Origin of the sequence: Kitasatospora sp. NPDC004745 (genome assembly GCF_042873275.1) — a bacterium.
Taxonomy (GTDB): Bacteria; Actinomycetota; Actinomycetes; order Streptomycetales; family Streptomycetaceae; genus Kitasatospora.
Genome location: NZ_JBIALK010000008.1, coordinates 187,408 through 201,887 on the forward strand (window position 1 = coordinate 187,408; position 14,480 = coordinate 201,887).

At 73.8% G+C, this 14,480-nt stretch carries 19 protein-coding genes; 7 read left to right on the top strand and 12 right to left on the bottom strand.

From position 1 onward, the window contains the following. The first annotated feature begins 129 nt into the window (after positions 1 to 129). Positions 130 to 492: an ATP-binding protein gene (locus ACFYUY_RS16905; RefSeq protein WP_360219586.1), complete on the top strand. Its 363-nt coding sequence runs from the start codon at positions 130 to 132 to the stop codon at positions 490 to 492. Between the two features lie 138 nt (positions 493 to 630). On the opposite strand, the gene ACFYUY_RS16910 is transcribed toward ACFYUY_RS16905, so the two are convergent. From ACFYUY_RS16910 to ACFYUY_RS16930, 5 genes are all read right to left on the bottom strand, one after another. After that, positions 631 to 816, bottom strand: a complete 186-nt coding sequence (locus ACFYUY_RS16910) for a PspC domain-containing protein (protein ID WP_360219589.1) — start codon at positions 814 to 816, stop codon at positions 631 to 633. A 349-nt stretch (positions 817 to 1,165) separates the two neighbouring features. Continuing rightward, on the bottom strand, positions 1,166 to 1,483 hold the full coding sequence (locus tag ACFYUY_RS16915; protein ID WP_360219592.1) for a hypothetical protein: 318 nt from the start codon (positions 1,481 to 1,483) through the stop codon (positions 1,166 to 1,168). 70 nt (positions 1,484 to 1,553) lie between these two features. Continuing rightward, positions 1,554 to 1,676, bottom strand: coding sequence for a hypothetical protein (locus ACFYUY_RS16920; protein WP_360219595.1), 123 nt, complete (start codon positions 1,674 to 1,676; stop codon positions 1,554 to 1,556). After that, positions 1,664 to 1,924, bottom strand: coding sequence for a hypothetical protein (locus tag ACFYUY_RS16925; protein ID WP_387901242.1), 261 nt, complete (start codon positions 1,922 to 1,924; stop codon positions 1,664 to 1,666). The genes ACFYUY_RS16920 and ACFYUY_RS16925 overlap by 13 nt, the downstream gene beginning before the upstream one ends. Continuing rightward, entirely contained in the window at positions 1,924 to 2,295 is a 372-nt protein-coding gene (locus tag ACFYUY_RS16930; protein ID WP_387901244.1) for an ATP-binding protein, read from the bottom strand. Before ACFYUY_RS16930 ends, ACFYUY_RS16925 begins: the two co-directional genes overlap by 1 nt. Before the next feature lie 239 nt (positions 2,296 to 2,534). Here ACFYUY_RS16930 and ACFYUY_RS16935 point away from each other — a divergent pair, with 239 nt between their 5' ends. From ACFYUY_RS16935 to ACFYUY_RS16950, 4 genes are all read left to right on the top strand, one after another. After that, positions 2,535 to 3,416, top strand: coding sequence for a helix-turn-helix domain-containing protein (locus tag ACFYUY_RS16935; protein ID WP_387901247.1), 882 nt, complete (start codon positions 2,535 to 2,537; stop codon positions 3,414 to 3,416). 11 nt (positions 3,417 to 3,427) lie between these two features. Next, positions 3,428 to 3,628 (top strand): DUF397 domain-containing protein, encoded by a 201-nt coding sequence (locus tag ACFYUY_RS16940; RefSeq protein WP_387901249.1) that lies wholly within the window; start codon positions 3,428 to 3,430, stop codon positions 3,626 to 3,628. 295 nt (positions 3,629 to 3,923) lie between these two features. Further along, entirely contained in the window at positions 3,924 to 5,204 is a 1,281-nt protein-coding gene (gene aspS, locus ACFYUY_RS16945) for an aspartate--tRNA(Asn) ligase (protein WP_387901252.1), read from the top strand. Positions 5,205 to 5,491: 287 nt separating this feature from the next. Then, positions 5,492 to 6,916, top strand: a complete 1,425-nt coding sequence (locus tag ACFYUY_RS16950; protein WP_387901254.1) for a hypothetical protein — start codon at positions 5,492 to 5,494, stop codon at positions 6,914 to 6,916. Between the two features lie 75 nt (positions 6,917 to 6,991). On the opposite strand, the gene ACFYUY_RS16955 is transcribed toward ACFYUY_RS16950, so the two are convergent. Next, a complete protein-coding gene (locus ACFYUY_RS16955) occupies positions 6,992 to 7,561 on the bottom strand; it encodes a hypothetical protein (protein ID WP_360216378.1) in 570 nt (189 codons plus the stop codon). Between the two features lie 142 nt (positions 7,562 to 7,703). On the opposite strand from ACFYUY_RS16955, the gene ACFYUY_RS16960 reads away from it, so the two are divergent. Next, positions 7,704 to 8,387, top strand: coding sequence for a PhzF family phenazine biosynthesis protein (locus ACFYUY_RS16960; protein WP_360216375.1), 684 nt, complete (start codon positions 7,704 to 7,706; stop codon positions 8,385 to 8,387). Here the strand turns inward: ACFYUY_RS16960 and ACFYUY_RS16965 are convergent. The 4 genes from ACFYUY_RS16965 to ACFYUY_RS16980 form a co-directional block, all read right to left on the bottom strand. Beyond that, positions 8,357 to 8,971 carry a VanZ family protein gene (locus ACFYUY_RS16965; protein ID WP_360216372.1) on the bottom strand — a complete coding sequence of 205 codons (615 nt, stop codon included), beginning with the start codon at positions 8,969 to 8,971 and terminating at the stop codon, positions 8,357 to 8,359. The genes ACFYUY_RS16960 and ACFYUY_RS16965 overlap by 31 nt on opposite strands. A 155-nt stretch (positions 8,972 to 9,126) precedes the next feature. Then, positions 9,127 to 9,489 carry a hypothetical protein gene (locus ACFYUY_RS16970; protein ID WP_387901257.1) on the bottom strand — a complete coding sequence of 121 codons (363 nt, stop codon included), beginning with the start codon at positions 9,487 to 9,489 and terminating at the stop codon, positions 9,127 to 9,129. Next, positions 9,486 to 11,030, bottom strand: coding sequence for an ATP-binding protein (locus tag ACFYUY_RS16975; protein WP_387901260.1), 1,545 nt, complete (start codon positions 11,028 to 11,030; stop codon positions 9,486 to 9,488). Before ACFYUY_RS16975 ends, ACFYUY_RS16970 begins: the two co-directional genes overlap by 4 nt. 72 nt (positions 11,031 to 11,102) lie before the next feature. Continuing rightward, positions 11,103 to 11,780, bottom strand: coding sequence for a response regulator transcription factor (locus ACFYUY_RS16980; protein ID WP_063349065.1), 678 nt, complete (start codon positions 11,778 to 11,780; stop codon positions 11,103 to 11,105). A gap of 558 nt (positions 11,781 to 12,338) precedes the next feature. Between ACFYUY_RS16980 and ACFYUY_RS16985 the strand changes: the two genes are divergently transcribed. Next, positions 12,339 to 13,043 (top strand): SigE family RNA polymerase sigma factor, encoded by a 705-nt coding sequence (locus tag ACFYUY_RS16985; RefSeq protein ID WP_387901318.1) that lies wholly within the window; start codon positions 12,339 to 12,341, stop codon positions 13,041 to 13,043. 229 nt (positions 13,044 to 13,272) lie between these two features. Here the strand turns inward: ACFYUY_RS16985 and ACFYUY_RS16990 are convergent, their stop codons facing one another. Continuing rightward, complete coding sequence (locus ACFYUY_RS16990; protein ID WP_387901263.1) at positions 13,273 to 13,881, bottom strand: ATP-binding protein; 609 nt, start codon at positions 13,879 to 13,881, stop codon at positions 13,273 to 13,275. Between the two features lie 77 nt (positions 13,882 to 13,958). Continuing rightward, positions 13,959 to 14,375 carry a hypothetical protein gene (locus ACFYUY_RS16995; protein ID WP_387901265.1) on the bottom strand — a complete coding sequence of 139 codons (417 nt, stop codon included), beginning with the start codon at positions 14,373 to 14,375 and terminating at the stop codon, positions 13,959 to 13,961. Positions 14,376 to 14,480: the final 105 nt, after the last annotated feature.

Genomic DNA, 14,480 nt, shown 5'->3' on the forward strand with positions numbered 1-14,480 from the left:
ACGCCCTTTGGTCCTGACGCGACCCGCTCACTACGGTGTGCCAGTCATTGCTGACGAGCCGTGGTGGCGGTCGCCCTCCGGCGATCGTGCGCGCCGTCGGCCACCGACGAGGACCCAAGGGGTAGAACCATGAAGCAGGCTCTGAAGGCCGCCGGCACCGCGGCGCTCGGCATCGCGATCGCGGCGGTGGGCGCCGGCACCGCGTCCGCCGACGCACCCGCGCCCGGCGGTGTCGGGCTGCCCACCAGCACCCTGACGAACCCCGCGGTGACCGGCGCGGTCGCCGACACGGCGTCCAAGCTGCCCGGCGGCGACAAGGTCACCGGCACGCTCGGCACCCTCGCCCCGACCGCGGGCCAGGCCGCCCCGGCCGCCGAGGCGCCCGTCGCGGGCGTGACCAACCGCGGCGCGGTCCCGACCATCCCGGGCGTCGACAAGACCCCCATCGGCGGGCTGACCAACACCCTGCCGCTGCCGGGCCTGACCGGCTGACCGAACCGCCGGTACGGCGACGGGCCGCCCGCCCCGGTGATCCCGGGGCGGGCGGCCCGTCGCCGTCCGGGGCCGCCGGCGCGGCTCCCGGGGGTCACGGTCCCGGTTTCACGGGTTCCGTGCGTCGCGGCCCCGGTGTCACGGCTCCTGGGGGAGCAGGATCCAGAGGGCCAGGTAGACCAGGCACTGCAGCCCCGGCAGGATGATCGAGATCAGGAAGATCAGCCGGACGGTCCACGGCGTCACGCCGAAGCGCTCGGCGATCCCGGCGCAGACGCCGGCGATGACGCGGTTGTGGCGGGGGCGGGCGAGGCGGGCGCTCATGGTGTGCTCCGTGAGGTGGCGTCCGGTCCGGGCGGTCCGGCGGGCGTACTCCAACTCTCCTTGCCCGCAGGCCCGATCGCGTCCACCTGGCAGTCGATTCGGTACCCCGCCGGATCACCGGGGAGGCGTAGCCGGACATCGGGGTTCAGCTCAGGGTCCACCCGGAGGGGGGTGGCCGGGTCGGGTGGCGGTGGGCGTGGGACGTCGGTCCGGCCGACTTCCCGTGCGCCGGGAGGGCGGGGTCGGCGCCCGCCGGGGTCGGGTGACAAGGGTGCAATCGGAGAGCGGGTGGAGCAGGACGTCGGACGGGCCGACTTTCCGCGCTGAGCTCGCACCCGCCCTGCGGGGGTCACGGGGTGGGCGGTCCGGGGGCCGGTCCGGGAGCGGGGTTGAGGCGGGTGGCGGGCCAGGCCGTGTTGCGGCCGGCGGCCTCGCGGTAGGCGATCCGCTGGACGGCCGTGAGCAGGCGGTAGAGGTCGAGGGCGACGACGGAGTGGTCCGCCTCGAATCCGAGGCGGTGCACGAAGGCTTCGAGCCGGGGCCAGTCGAAGTCGTCCGGTACGGCGGGGACGCCCGCGGTCGGGGCGTAGTCGCGGAAGGCGGCGGCGACCGCGTAGTGCGTCGCGGCGAGGGCGTTGCGGAGCGGGCACGGCTGGGGTTCGGGCATGACGGGGCCCTTCGGAGAGGGGGAGAGGCGGCCGGGGCGGCGGCCGCCCGGGGAGAGGGGGGCGGGGCGGTCAGGCGGACTCGTCCTCGTCGCCGGGCCTGGCGACGTTGAGGGCCGTGACGACGCCGAGGGCGACCGTGGCGATCGCGAGGGCGAGGAGGACGGCGAAGGCCGTGGCGATCAGGAAGCGCACGGGTCGTCGCCGGTGCGCTCGGCGTCGAGCAGGAGGGTCAGGAGGTTGAGCAGCGTGGTCACGGGCGCGGTGCCGAAGCGGACGAGCACACGGCCGTCGAGGGTGCGGTCGGTGGTGGCGGACGGCCAGACCAGGCCGAACCGGCGGCCGCGCTCGTCGAGTTCGGCGATGAGGGTCCTCGCGTGGGCCTCGGTGTAGAAGCGGACGCGCGGATCGGTCGGCTTCATCGGGCGGCGGTGGACGGGCATCAGGCGGCCTCCAGCTCGAACCAGATGGACTTGCCCCGGGTGCGGACGTCGGCGCCGAAGCGGTGGGTCAGGGAGCGGACCAACTGGAGCCCCCGGCCGGAGAGTTCGTACGGGTCGGCGGAGTCGCGCTGCTCGGGGAGGTTCGGGCTGCCGTCGCAGACCGAGACGCGAAGGCGCTTGTCGAGCAGGGCGAGGACGACCAGGGGAGCCGGGCTGCCGCCGTGCTTCCAGGCGTTCACGAAGAGCTCGTGGAGGGCGAGTTCGGCGTCGAAGATGACGTCCGGCGGCCAGCCGGAGGAGGAGAGCAGGTCGCGCAGCTCCTCGCGGGCGGCGGACCAGTCGGGGGGTTCGGGCGAGGTGAAGGCACGCACGGAGAACCTCCGGGAGAGGAGAGTGAGTTCAGGCGAAGCGTGACCGTGAGCCAGGCCGGGCGAGGCTGCTCTGCGGCGCCTGGAACGGCATTACTGACGCTCCGTCATGTGATCGGTGCAACACTGAGAGTAGGGCTATAGGTTCCACGCATGCAACACGATCGCCGAAGAGGACCCCCAGGATTGAGTAGCCTCACCCTTGTGGGTGGCGCCCGGCACTGTCGACGGAAGGATGACCCTTGGCACTCAGGACTCAAATCAGCGAGCGACAGAAGCGATTCGGAGCTGAGCTGAGGAGACTGCGTGAGGCTGCCGGGCTGGCGGTGAAGGATGCCGGCGCGGTCATCGGCATGGGCGGCCCGCAGCTCAGCCACATCGAGGCGGCCCGAACATCCATCGACCCGGCGCGATTGACGACGCTGCTCGCCGCCTATGGGTGCACGGATGAGACCTACATGGCCGTCCTGCACGAGCTCGGCTCCAGCGATGGCAAGGGCTGGTGGACGGAGTTCAAGGGGAAGGTCCCGGCACTCGCGCTCGATCTGGCGGAGGTGGAGGATCGGGCGGTCTCAGTGACCAGCTACGACAGCCTATACATTCCCGGGGTCTTCCAGCTGCCCGAGTATGCGGCAGCCATCTACGGGGACGTGACCCGGTGGGACCTCAAGACCGCCGTCAGGTTTCGTGTCGAGCGGCAGCGAATCCTGACCGATGGCAAGAGTCGGCAGTTCCACTTCGTCATCCATGAGGCCGCTCTGCGAATTCGGTTCGCTGGCGAAGACGTCATGAGGGCTCAGCTGCTGCATCTGCTCGACATTGCAGAACTGCCCAACGTCACGATTCAGATCCTGCCGTTCACCGCGCCCAAGCATGCACCCCTGGCGGCTTCGTTCCTGAGCTGCGACCCTGGTTGCGCAGCTCTTTCGACAGTCATCCTGGACGGTCCCAGGCGTGCTGAGCACCTCGGCGATCAGGACGACATTGCGGCCTACCGTCGGAAGTTTCAGCAGCTGAGCGATGTTGCACTGCCTGCCATCAATGCCAGTGGATCTCTGCGTGACCTATCCGTCCGCGGCTCCTGGGGGCTTGTGCAGTACCTTCTGTTCCAGCTTCAGACGTGAAAGGCGCCGTGATGTCCGAGATCCGTTGGCAGAAGTCGTCCTACAGCGAAGGCGAAGGATCCAACAACTGCCTCGAAGTCGCCTCCGGCACCGGAGGCCTGCGCCATCTCCGTGAGTCGGATGACCCGGGCATCGTGATCACGACCGATGCCGCCAAGCTCCGGGCCCTCGTCCTCGGGGTCAAGGCCGGCGAGTTCGACCACCTGATCTAACTCGCTTGCGGGGCCCGCATCCCCGACCTAGCCTCCTCTCCAACGCTTCGAGGGAGCCGAGTACCTCCGGGAACCGTGAGCCGAGAGAGCCGCCGATCGCTGTGAAGGCGGCCTCACGCCCCGGAGGAAAGACACTCCTGAGCGCGGGGAGGAAATGCCTCGCCGGCCGGCCCCCGTCACCGGGCCACGACGAGGCCGCCGCCCCCGCGGCGGCGGCGAAAGTGCGGTGGCACCGCGAGTCCCCTTCTCGCCCGCACTCCCAAGGGATCACCACGACGCCCCGTGGAGGGCCGCGATGATCCACCCGACGACCGCCCGTGTCCTGGCCGCCGAACTACCCGGCCACGTCGGCGAGACCGTTGAACTCTCCGGCTGGCTGCACCGCCGCCGGGCCCTGAAGTCCGTCACCTTCCTCGTCCTCCGGGACCGCTCCGGCCTGGCCCAGGTGGTCGCCCCGGCCGCCGCCGCGAACCTGCCGGAGGAGACCGTGCTGCGGATCCGCGGCACGGTCACGGCCAACCCCCAGGCGCCGAACGGCGTCGAGCTGACCTCCCCGGCGGTCGAGGTGCTCTCCAGCCTCGCCGAGGCGCCGCCGTTCAGCCTCTTCCGGCCCACCGTGGAGGCCGCGCTGCCGGTCGTCCTGGACGGTGCGCCGGTCACCCTGCGCCACCCCCGGCTGTCCGCGCCGCACCGGATCTCGGCGGCGTCCGTCGCCGGGTTCCGCGCCACCCTCGACGGCCTGGGCTTCACCGAGATCCACACGCCCAAGGTGGTGTCCTCGGCCACCGAGTCCGGCGCGGAGGTCTTCGCACTCGACTGGTTCGGCCGCCCCGCCTACCTGGCGCAGTCGCCGCAGTTCTTCAAGCAGGCGATGGTCGGGGTGTTCGAGCGGGTCTACGAGACCGGGCCGGTGTTCCGGGCCGAACCGCACGACACCGCCCGCCACTTGGCGCAGTACACCAGCCTCGACGCGGAGCTCGGCTTCATCGCCGACCACCGGGAGGTGATGGCGGTGCTGCGCGAGGTGCTGGCCGGGATGGTCGCCTCCGTCGCCGCCCGGGCCGCCTCCTCCGTCGAGCTGCTGGAGGTGCGCCTGCCCGAGGTGCCGGCGGAGATCCCGCAGCTGCACTTCGCCGAGGCGATGCGGATGCTGGGCGTCGACGAGCCGGACCTCTCCCCGGCGCACGAGCGGTGGCTGAGCGCGTGGGCGCTGCGCGAGCACGGCAGCGAGTTCCTGTTCGTGGTCGGCTACCCGATGCGCAAGCGGCCGTTCTACACCCACCCCGAGCCGGGCCGCCCGGAGTACTCCAACAGCTTCGACCTGCTCTTCCGGGGGCTCGAACTGGTCACCGGCGGGCAGCGGCTGCACCGGCACGAGGACTACCTGGCGGCGCTGGCGGCGCGGGGCGAGCCGGTCGGACCGTACGCGGGCTACCTGCGGTCCTTCGCGCACGGCATGCCGCCGCACGGCGGGTTCGCGCTCGGCCTGGAGCGCTGGACGGCCCGGCTCACCGGGGCGGACAACGTCCGCCGCACCGCGCTCTTCCCGCGCGACGTGCACCGCCTGACACCCTGACGCCCGCGCGCCCCGACACCCCGACACCCTGACGGCACCGGTCGGGCCACCGGCTCGACCGGTGCCCCCCACCGGGCCGAGCGCGGGCGGAAACACTGTTCCCCCACCCGACACCGGCCGGCCGAAACCCTGTGGCGGAGTGGTCGGACCACCCCGATATGATTCCGCCGACGCTGGTGGTTGGGGGGGCAGGACCGGCGGCGCCTTCACGGCGTGGAAACGGCCCCTCCCTTCCTGTGATTTCACACGCTTGTCGGGATCAGCCCGAATTCCTCCGTGAGGTTCCATTGCGCAACCAGCCCCGCAGACTCCTCGCCGCCGCCGCCGCTGCCACCCTGGTCTCCGGTCTGGCGCTGGCCTCCGCACCCGCCGCGTCCGCGGCGCCCGTCGCCACCGCGACCCCCACGGCCGACCCGGGCCCGCACGGCAAGGCCTCCCCGGTCCAGGTCACGGTGAACGGCTTCCCCGAGACCGTCCGGACCGGGACCGCCGTCGAGTTCACCGCCACTCTCAGGAACACCGCCGACCACGCGGTCGACGCCGAGACCGCCGTCAGCTTCTCCGGCGTCGACGGCGGCCTCCAGCAGTCCCAGCTCAAGCTGGAGTTCCAGCGCCCCGGCGGATCGTCGTGGCAGGACGCCCGGCCGACCGGCGGCCAGGTCCCCGGCGCCTCGTGGGAGCTGGACGGCACCGCCGCGCCGCTGCACCTCGCGGCCGGCGCCTCGGCCGACTACCGGCTGCGGCTCACCCTCGGCGCCGACGCCCACCCGGGCCGTGCCGCGGGCGGCCTCGGCGCGAAGGTGACCGACCCGACCCTGCCGGTGGACCAGCGCACCACCTTCGCCAACGGCGGCACCCCCAACTTCACCGTGGTGGACGCCAACCCGACCACGCGGCCGACCCCGGCCGGGCTGGCCGACCTCGCCGTCGAGGGCGTGCCGGCCACCTTCACCGCGGGCGGCCCGGCCAAGCCGTTCCGGCTGGTCCTCGCCAACCGCACCGGCAAGGACCTGCGGGTGCTCCCGTGGATCGTGCTGCAGGGGCAGAACGTCGTCAGGGCCTCCTCGGTCCGGCTGGAGTTCCAGACCCAGGACGGCCGGTGGCTGCCCGGCACGCCCGAGGAGTGGGAGATCCCCGGCACCCAGCTGGCCGTGTGGCTGCGGACCGGGAACCAGGACGCCGACGCCGTCACCGTCCCCAAGGGCGAGACCCGGACGGTCAACGTCCGGCTGGCCTTCACCCGGGACACCCCGGCCGGCGCCGAGTCGGTCACGGTCAACGGCGGCAGCCTGCCCGGCCCCGGCGAGACCCAGAACGGGACCACCAGCCCCCGGATCGACTTCGCGATCGAGGCTCCGGCGGGCGGCACCGGGACTCCGGCCCCCGCCACCAGCCCCGCCGGCGCGGCGCCCGCCCCGACCCTGCCGGCCGTCCCGCCGAGCGTCCCGGCCGCCCAGGCCGCCGTGCCGGTCCTGCCGGTGGCCCAGGCCACCACCGCGGTGCCCAGCCCGGTCGCCGACGACGCGCCGCGGGTCGTCGCCGCGGCCCCGGCCGCGCCCGCCCCGATCGTGGCGACGGACGACCGGCTGGCCTCCACCGGTGGCGGCCCCTCCTCCGCCCCGATGGCCATCACCGGTGCCACCGCGATCGTCCTCGGCCTGGGCACCCTGGTGGCACACCGCCGCAAGGGTGCGCACCGCGCGGGGAAGTGACCCGGAACGGCCGAAGGCCCGTCGGCCACCGCTGATCAGCGGTGGCCGACGGGCCTTCGGCGTCCGGGCGGCGGATCAGCCGGCCGGGTGCGGCGGCTGCGCCGGGGGCGCGGGCTGCGCGTACGGGTTGTCCGCCACCGGCTGGGCCGACGGGGCGTACGCCGCGGCCTGCGGAGCCGGTGCGCCCGGCTGCGGGGCGTACGGCGCGGCGGCCTGCGGCGGGACGCCCTGGCCGGGCTGCGGGGCGTACGCCGGCTGCGGGGCGTTCGGGTTGTACGGCGCCTGCGCGGGCGCGTTCGGGTCGAAGCCGGCCGGCGGGCCGTACGGCGCGCCCGGCGGGACGGGCTGCTGGGCCTTGGCGTTGCCGCGCTCGACGATGGCCTTCACCGAGTGGACGATCAGGGCGATCGGCAGGATGAACGCCTTGAAGAAGATCTCGTACCGGCCGCCCTCGAAGACGAACGCGAGGTAGTAGGCGTACCCCAGGAATCCGAGACCGACGAGGACGTTGAGGATCCGCCAGCCGATTTTCAGGCCGCCGCCGAGGTTGAGCGCTCCGAGGACCAGCATGGCGACGCCGCTGAAGGCCAGCGCGACGACGTACCAGGAGAAAAGCGGCTCGGCGCTGAAGTCGAGGTTGTTCAAGAAGGATTCCCGGGGAAGCGGAGAAAACGGCGGAGCCGTTGGGGACGACAGCGCACAGTACTGGAGGCGGCCGACATCCGTCGCCGTGTTTTCGTCACGGAGTAGTTGCGCTGCTCCGGAACGGCAATTGACGAGGTGGGAAATGACTGCGTATGAGGTGCTGCGGGTCTTTTGCGGTCCCGACGGCGGGTACGGCAACGAGCTCGGCGTGGTGCGGGACGGCGCCGCGCTGCCGGGCCGGGCGGAGCGGCAGGCGTTCGCGCGGCAGCTCGGCTTCAGCGAGACGGTGTTCGTCGACGACCCGGAGCGCGGGGAGGTCGACATCTACACCCCGACCCTGCGCCTGCCGTTCGCCGGCCACCCCTGCGTGGGCGCCGCCTGGCTGCTCGGCGCGGACCGGCTGGTCACCCCGGCCGGGGAGGTCGCGGCCCGGCACGACGGCGGGCTGACCAGGATCGCGGCGCGCCCCGAGTGGGCCCCGCCGCGGACCCTGCGCCGGTACCGCTCGGCGGCCGAGGTGGAGGCGCTGGAGGTGCCGCCGCCGGGGGAGTGGATCTACGCCTGGGCCTGGCAGGACGAGGCGGCCGGCACCGTCCGTGCGAGGGCCTTCCCCGGGCGGGACGACGGGATCGACGAGGACGAGGCGACCGGCGCCGCGGCCCTGCTGCTCACCGCGCGCCTCGGGCGGGCGCTGACCGTCACCCAGGGCCGGGGTTCGCAGCTGCTGACCGGCCCGCGTCCGGACGGCCTGGTCGAGGTCGGCGGTCGGGTCTGCCGGGTGGCGGCGGGCGGGGCTCAGCGGGCCGGCGGGGTCGGCTCGGCGTAGGCGCGGGGCCGGGCCCGCACCGGGGCGACGGGGGCGGTGACGGCGGGCACCGGCGGGCCGACCAGGGTGGTCACCTGGGGTGCGCGCACCCGCGGCCGCCGCTCGCGCAGCAGCCGCCGCAGACCGGGGGCGAGCGCCAGGTGGGTGGCGGCCACGCCGATCACGGCGAACAGTATGTGGTCGACGTTGAGGACGTGCCCGGGCGTCCAGGAGGAGAGGAACTCCAGGCCGGTCGCCAGCAGGGCGGAGACGCCGGTGGTGCGCAGGAAGGACGGCAGCCAGGGGGCCCGCAGCCGGCCGCCGGCCAGCGGCAGCAGCACGCCGAGCGGGGCCAGCAGGACGAACTCGCCGGCCACCTGCCAGGCGGTGGAGGAGCGCAACGAGGCCAGCGGCGTCAGGTTGGCGTCGTACACCCAGGCCACCGGGAGCGGCCGCAGCACCACCAGCCAGAGCACCAGCGCCAGGTGGCAGGCCAGGCCCGCCAGACCCGCCGAGCGGAGGGATCGGTGGACGGCCGCCGCCGGCCGGGTCTCGGTCCGCGCGCCGGAACGCTGGTCGCGTGTCCTGGTGCCATCTCGCTGCACGGGGGGAAGGACGTGGACCGGTGGCGCGGTGGTTCCACCCCGGGCGTGAACATTCCAGGACGCGCCCCCGGCGCCCGGAACAGCTCCCGGAACCGAGCCCGGACCGCTCCCGGAACCGAGCCCGGACCGCGCCCGGCGCGGTCCCCGGACCCGCCCTAACGGCAGGGCGCGGCCGTCGGGACGGCGCTGAACACGTTGTCCGGCGGCGGGCTTCCCGGGGTCACCACCACCGGCGACGGGCTCGGGGAGGCACCGGACTTGGCCGCGCCGCGCGCCGCGGTCGGGGTGGGCGAGGCGGGGGACGGCGTGGCCAGGGCGGTGGGTACGTGCGGGGTCGCGGTCGGGCAGGCCGTCCGGCTGGCCGGGGCGCCCGCGTCCACCGGGACGGCGGTCGGCCGGATGCCGCAGCCGGTGGCCAATGCGAGCAGGAGGAGGGCGCCGCAGGCGCGGCGCAGCGTGGTGCCGGTCGGGGAGGTGCCGGTCGGGGTGCTGCCGGTCGGGGAGGTGGGGGAGGTCACGAGGCGTCCTTGTTCTGGGCTGCGTCGCCGACGGGGCCGTCGACGGCGCCGTCCGCGGACGGCGGAGGCGGCGGAGCCAGCGGCAGCGTCAGCGTGAACACCGCCCCGACCTCCCCGTTCGCCGCGGTGATCGTCCCCCCGTGTATCTGCGCGTTGGCCATCGCGATCGACAGCCCCAGGCCACTGCCCTCCGAGCGGGCCCGTCCCCGGTCCGCCTTGTAGAACCGGTCGAAGACGTGCGGCAGCACGTCCTCCGGGATGCCCGGGCCGCTGTCGGAGACCTCGACCCGGACGGAGCCGCCGCTCTCGCGGACCTTGACCCGCACCGGCGAGCCGCCGTGCTTGAGGGCGTTGCCGATCAGGTTGGCGAAGACCACGTCGAGCCGGCGCGGGTCGACCACGGCCAGGATGCCGCGCGGGGCGTCCAGTTCGACGGCGTCGTACCAGGCCCGGCCGTCGATGCAGGACATGATGAGGTCGGCGATGTCCACCTCGTCGGCGACCAGCCTGGCGGTGCCCGCGTCGAAGCGGGTCACCTCCATCAGGTTCTCGACCAGGTCGGACAGCCGGCGGGTCTCGCTCACCACGAGCCGGACGGCCGGCTCGATCATCGGGTCCAGCGACTCGGCCTCGTCCTCCAGGATGTCGGTGACGGCGGTCATCGCGGTGAGCGGGGTGCGCAGCTCGTGCGACATGTCGGCGACGAACCGCCGGCTCTGCGCCTCGCGCGCGCTCAGCTCCTCGACCTGCTCGTGCAGCGACTCCGCGGCCCGGTTGAACGTCCGCGCCAGGTCGGCGAGTTCGTCGGAGCCCTCGACCTCCAGCCGGGTGTCCAGGTGGCCCTCGCCGAGCCGCCGGGCGGCGTCCCCGAGCCGCTTGACCGGCCGCAGCACGGTGGACGAGGCGGCCTGGGCGAGCAGCGCCGAGCCGATCAGCGCCAGCAGGGTGGCGATGGCCAGGGACCAGCCCAGCGTGTTGAGGTCGGCCCGCTCGTTCTCCAACGACTTGAACATGTACGCCGTCGGGCCGGTCGGCACCACCTTGGTGCCGCCGATCACGAACGGCCGGCCGTCCAGGTTCTGCCGCTGCCAGTACAGGTGGTACGGGTACGGGTTGGTGTCGGTGATCTCGCGGGGCTTGGCGACGGTGGACTGCAGCGGGGTCGGGACGTCGGCCAGCGTGAAGCGCCCCGGGTCGGAGGAGGCGCTGCACTCCGGGTGCGCCGGATCGACCACCACGACGTCGTAACTCAGCCCGGAGCTGGCGACGCTGGTCGCGAGCGAGACGAGGTCCGGGCAGCTCGCGTTCAGCGGCAGCTCGGAGACGTTGCGGCTGAGCGAGACGCGGAAGTCGTTGAGCGCGGTGTCCTGGGCGCGCTTGAGCACCGCGTCGCGGTTCAGCCAGTAGGCGATGCCGGAGGCCGACACGGCGGCGAGCAGCGCGACCGCGGCGAACACCGCGATCAGCCGCACCCGCAGGGAGCGCAGCCGGCGCCACCGGCCGGTGGCGAAGCGCCGGGTCGTCGTCTGTTGGTCAGTCACGGGAGCCTGTCGTCGTACGGGAGTTCATGCCGGGGTGGTGCGGGGGAGGGCGCGGGAGGCCGCACCGGGCGCTCAGGCCGGCGGGTCGAGCCGGTAGCCCACCCCGCGCACGGTGCGGATCAACGTCGGCGCGGACGGCACGTCCTCGACCTTCGCCCGGAGCCGCTGGACGCAGGCGTCCACCAGCCGGGAGTCGCCCAGGTAGTCGTGCTCCCAGACCAGCCGCAGCAGCTGCTGGCGGGAGAGCGCCTGGCCGGGCCGGCGGCTGAGTTCCAGCAGCAGGCGCAGTTCGGTCGGGGTGAGCTGGAGGTCCTGGCCGTCCTTGGTGACGGTCATCGCCGCGCGGTCGATCACCACGGTGCCGTACGCGGAGGAGTCGGAACTCTCCCGCTCACCGCGGCGCAGCACCGCCCGGATCCGGGCGTCCAGCACCCGCGGCTGCACCGGCTTGACCACGTAGTCGTCCGCGCCGGACTCCAGGCCGACCACCACGTCGATGTCGTCCGAGCGTGCGGTCAGCAGGATGATCGGCAGCTGGTCGGTGCGCCGGATCCGGCGGCAGACCTCGAAGCCGTCGATCCCGGGCAGCATCACGTCCAGCACGATCAGGTCGGGCCGCTGCTCCTTGAAGAGCCTCAGACCGTCCTCGCCGGAGGCGGCGGTGGCCACGCGGTGGCCCTGGCGGGTGAGGGCGAGTTCGAGGCCGGTCCGGATGGCGTCGTCGTCCTCGATCAGTAGGAGGAAAGGCACGGCCCCATTTTGGCCCACCGGAAGCGTCGAATCACCCCCCGGACGGGCCCCCGGGCACCCGGGAACCGGAACCACCGCCACCGGCGTCCGGTACGGAGGGAGGCGGACCGGGACGAAAGGCCCGCCCCTGTGACACCCCTGTGACAGTCGGCGGACAGCGCCATCACAACCGCCGGGCAGGATTTTCCATGTCGCCGCAGGACAGCGGGCCAACCCGGCCGGCTGGAAGGCGGCAACAGGAACCGCTCGTACCGACCCAGGGGGCGCACCATGAACGCCATGCTTCAGACCCGGACCAACCCGGCTGTCCGCACCGCGCGTTCGTCAGTGTCCACCCACCGGACCCGGTACGAGGTCAGGACCGACGAGAACTCCGGTGCCGTGACCGTACGGGGGTGCGCGCACAGCACCGGTGGAAACCCTGTCGCCCGCCGGGTGAGCGGCGGCGGCAGGACGGGGGAGCTGTACGGGATCGGCCGGGTGGGGAACGCGGCCGACTCCGCCAACACCCTCACGCTGCGGGGGATCCTCCCCGTCCGCGTCGAGGGCAAGGACGCCCTGGGGGGTACCGGGGGGAACCGGGGTACCGGGGGGAACGGCCTGCGGACGGTCGGCTCGGGGGAGTCGGCCGGACGCGCGGCCGCCGGTGCGACGCTGCTGCGGCTGAACCCCGCACCGGCCCGCGCCGACGAGGCGGGACAGGGAGACGCGCAGGGGGAGCACCCGGCCGTCGCGGAGGACCACATCACGGAGTTCACCGCGTACGTGCGCGAGCGCCGCGCCTCCCTGTACGCCACGGCGTACCACCTGACCGGTGACCGCTACGAGGCCGAGGACCTGCTGCAGAGCGCGCTCTTCAGCACCTACCGGGCCTGGGGCCGGATCACCGACAAGGCCGCGGTCGGGGGCTACCTCCGCCGCACCATGACCAACCTGCACATCTCCGCCTGGCGGCGCCGCAAGGTCAACGAGTACCCGACCGAGGAGCTGCCGGAGACGGCCGGCGACACCGACGCGATGGGCGGCACCGAGCTGCGCACCGTGCTCTGGCAGGCGCTGGCGAAGCTGCCGGAGAACCAGCGGACCATGCTGGTGCTGCGGTACTACGAGGGCAAGACCGACCCGGAGATCGCCGACGTGCTGGCGATCAGCGTCGGCACGGTCAAGAGCAGCATCTGGCGCGCGCTGCGCCGCCTGCGCGAGGACGAGCACCTGAACAAGTCGGGCGACACCGTCCGGGCGTTCGGCGAGCTGGTCGCCTGACGCGGGGCGCGCGAGGAGAGGGACTCCCGTCGGGGGACGGGTAGCGGACGGTCGAGGTGCGTGAACGCCGGCTCGGGGGAGCGGTGACCACGCGGCCCGGGCCGTCCGGGGAAGGCGACGGGCCCGGTGCGGGGGAGACGCACCGGGCCCGTCGTTCTGCTGTTCGCGTTGCCGGGCCGCCGGCCCGTTCCGCTGCCCGGGCCGCCGGGCGGCGGGCCCGCCCGGGTGTTCAGACGGCGGACAGCTCCCGCCGCCCCGCGGCCGCGCGGATCCGGCGTTCGGCCTCCGGGCCCGCGCACGGGTAGGAGCCGAGGGTGACCTGCCGTCCGACGATGGACCGCTCGGCGCGCATCAGCCGCCAGCCGCGGCGCACCAGCACCGGCAGCGACTTGCGGCCCTCCCGGACGTCCCGGCGAAGCCGGCGCCAGGCCGTGGTGAGCGCGCCGTTGCGCAGGCACAGGGCGTCCCCGAGGAGCCCCTCAGCGGCGCACTCGGCGGTGATCTCGGCGGCGAAGATGCCCTCGGCGATGAACGCGGGGGCACCGGCGAGGTCCAGGGGGCGGGTGCCGATCCGGCCGTTGTCCGGGATCGAGTACACCGGGACGTCGACCCGGCCGGTCTCGTGGAGGCTGCGGATCGCGGCGACGGCCTGGTCGCGGTGCCAGGCGAGCGGGGAGTCCCAGTCGACCGCGCCGTCCGGCAGCAGCGGCAGGGTGGGGTCGTCCCCGTCCTTGTAGAAGTCGTCAAGCTGGAGCACCGGCAGTCCGCTGCGCTCGGCGAGCGAGGACTTCCCGGAACCGGAGGGACCGGACAACAGGACGACCCGGGCGCGGGTCATCGGCACAGGGTTCAGCGGGGCGTCACTCACGGGACACCAGTCTGACGCATCGGGGCCCGATGCCGAAACCGGTCGGGTCACACCTTCTGTTGCGGCTGCTGCGAGTTCGGGTCGGCGAGGGCGGCGTGGACCACCGGCAGGTAGCGGCTGTCGACCTGGAGGAAGACCGGGGCGCCGTCGCCGGGCGGCCGGTAGGCGGTGGCGGCCCAGTCCTGGTCGTGCCACACGTCGGGCTCGGGGTCGTGGAAGGTGCCGCCGGCGGGGAGCTCGATCCGGCCCGGGCGGGTGTCGAAGGTCACGGTGGCGGCCCCGGGCGTGATGCGCAGCCGGCCGTTGACGTAGGCGGGCCGCCAGCCGGGGCGGTCGGACCGCGCCGAGCAGGGCACCCGTACCGTCCGGCCGGCGGCCAGCCGGCGCCGGGTGCGGGCCACGTGCAGGCGGCGGACGAAACCGTCCGCGAACAGCGCCATCAGCTCGCCGACGAACTCTCCCACGGCGTCCCTCCTCGATCGTCTTCCTCCGCCACGATCCTCGCCCGGCGGCGGGCTCCCGGGGGAGCGCCGAAAGGCGGACGTCGCGGCGACGAAAGTCGACGGACC

Excerpts from the sequence above, each read along its gene's own strand:
- ACFYUY_RS16905 (WP_360219586.1), top strand. The coding sequence starts at position 130 with ATGAAGCAGGCTCTGAAGGCCGCCGGCACCGCGGCGCTCGGCATCGCG.
- ACFYUY_RS16910 (WP_360219589.1), bottom strand. The coding sequence starts at position 816 with ATGAGCGCCCGCCTCGCCCGCCCCCGCCACAACCGCGTCATCGCCGGC.
- ACFYUY_RS16915 (WP_360219592.1), bottom strand. The coding sequence starts at position 1,483 with ATGCCCGAACCCCAGCCGTGCCCGCTCCGCAACGCCCTCGCCGCGACG.
- ACFYUY_RS16925 (WP_387901242.1), bottom strand. The coding sequence starts at position 1,924 with ATGCCCGTCCACCGCCGCCCGATGAAGCCGACCGATCCGCGCGTCCGC.
- ACFYUY_RS16940 (WP_387901249.1), top strand. The coding sequence starts at position 3,428 with ATGTCCGAGATCCGTTGGCAGAAGTCGTCCTACAGCGAAGGCGAAGGA.
- aspS (WP_387901252.1), top strand. The coding sequence starts at position 3,924 with ATGATCCACCCGACGACCGCCCGTGTCCTGGCCGCCGAACTACCCGGC.
- ACFYUY_RS16960 (WP_360216375.1), top strand. The coding sequence starts at position 7,704 with ATGACTGCGTATGAGGTGCTGCGGGTCTTTTGCGGTCCCGACGGCGGG.
- ACFYUY_RS16990 (WP_387901263.1), bottom strand. The coding sequence starts at position 13,881 with ATGACCCGCGCCCGGGTCGTCCTGTTGTCCGGTCCCTCCGGTTCCGGG.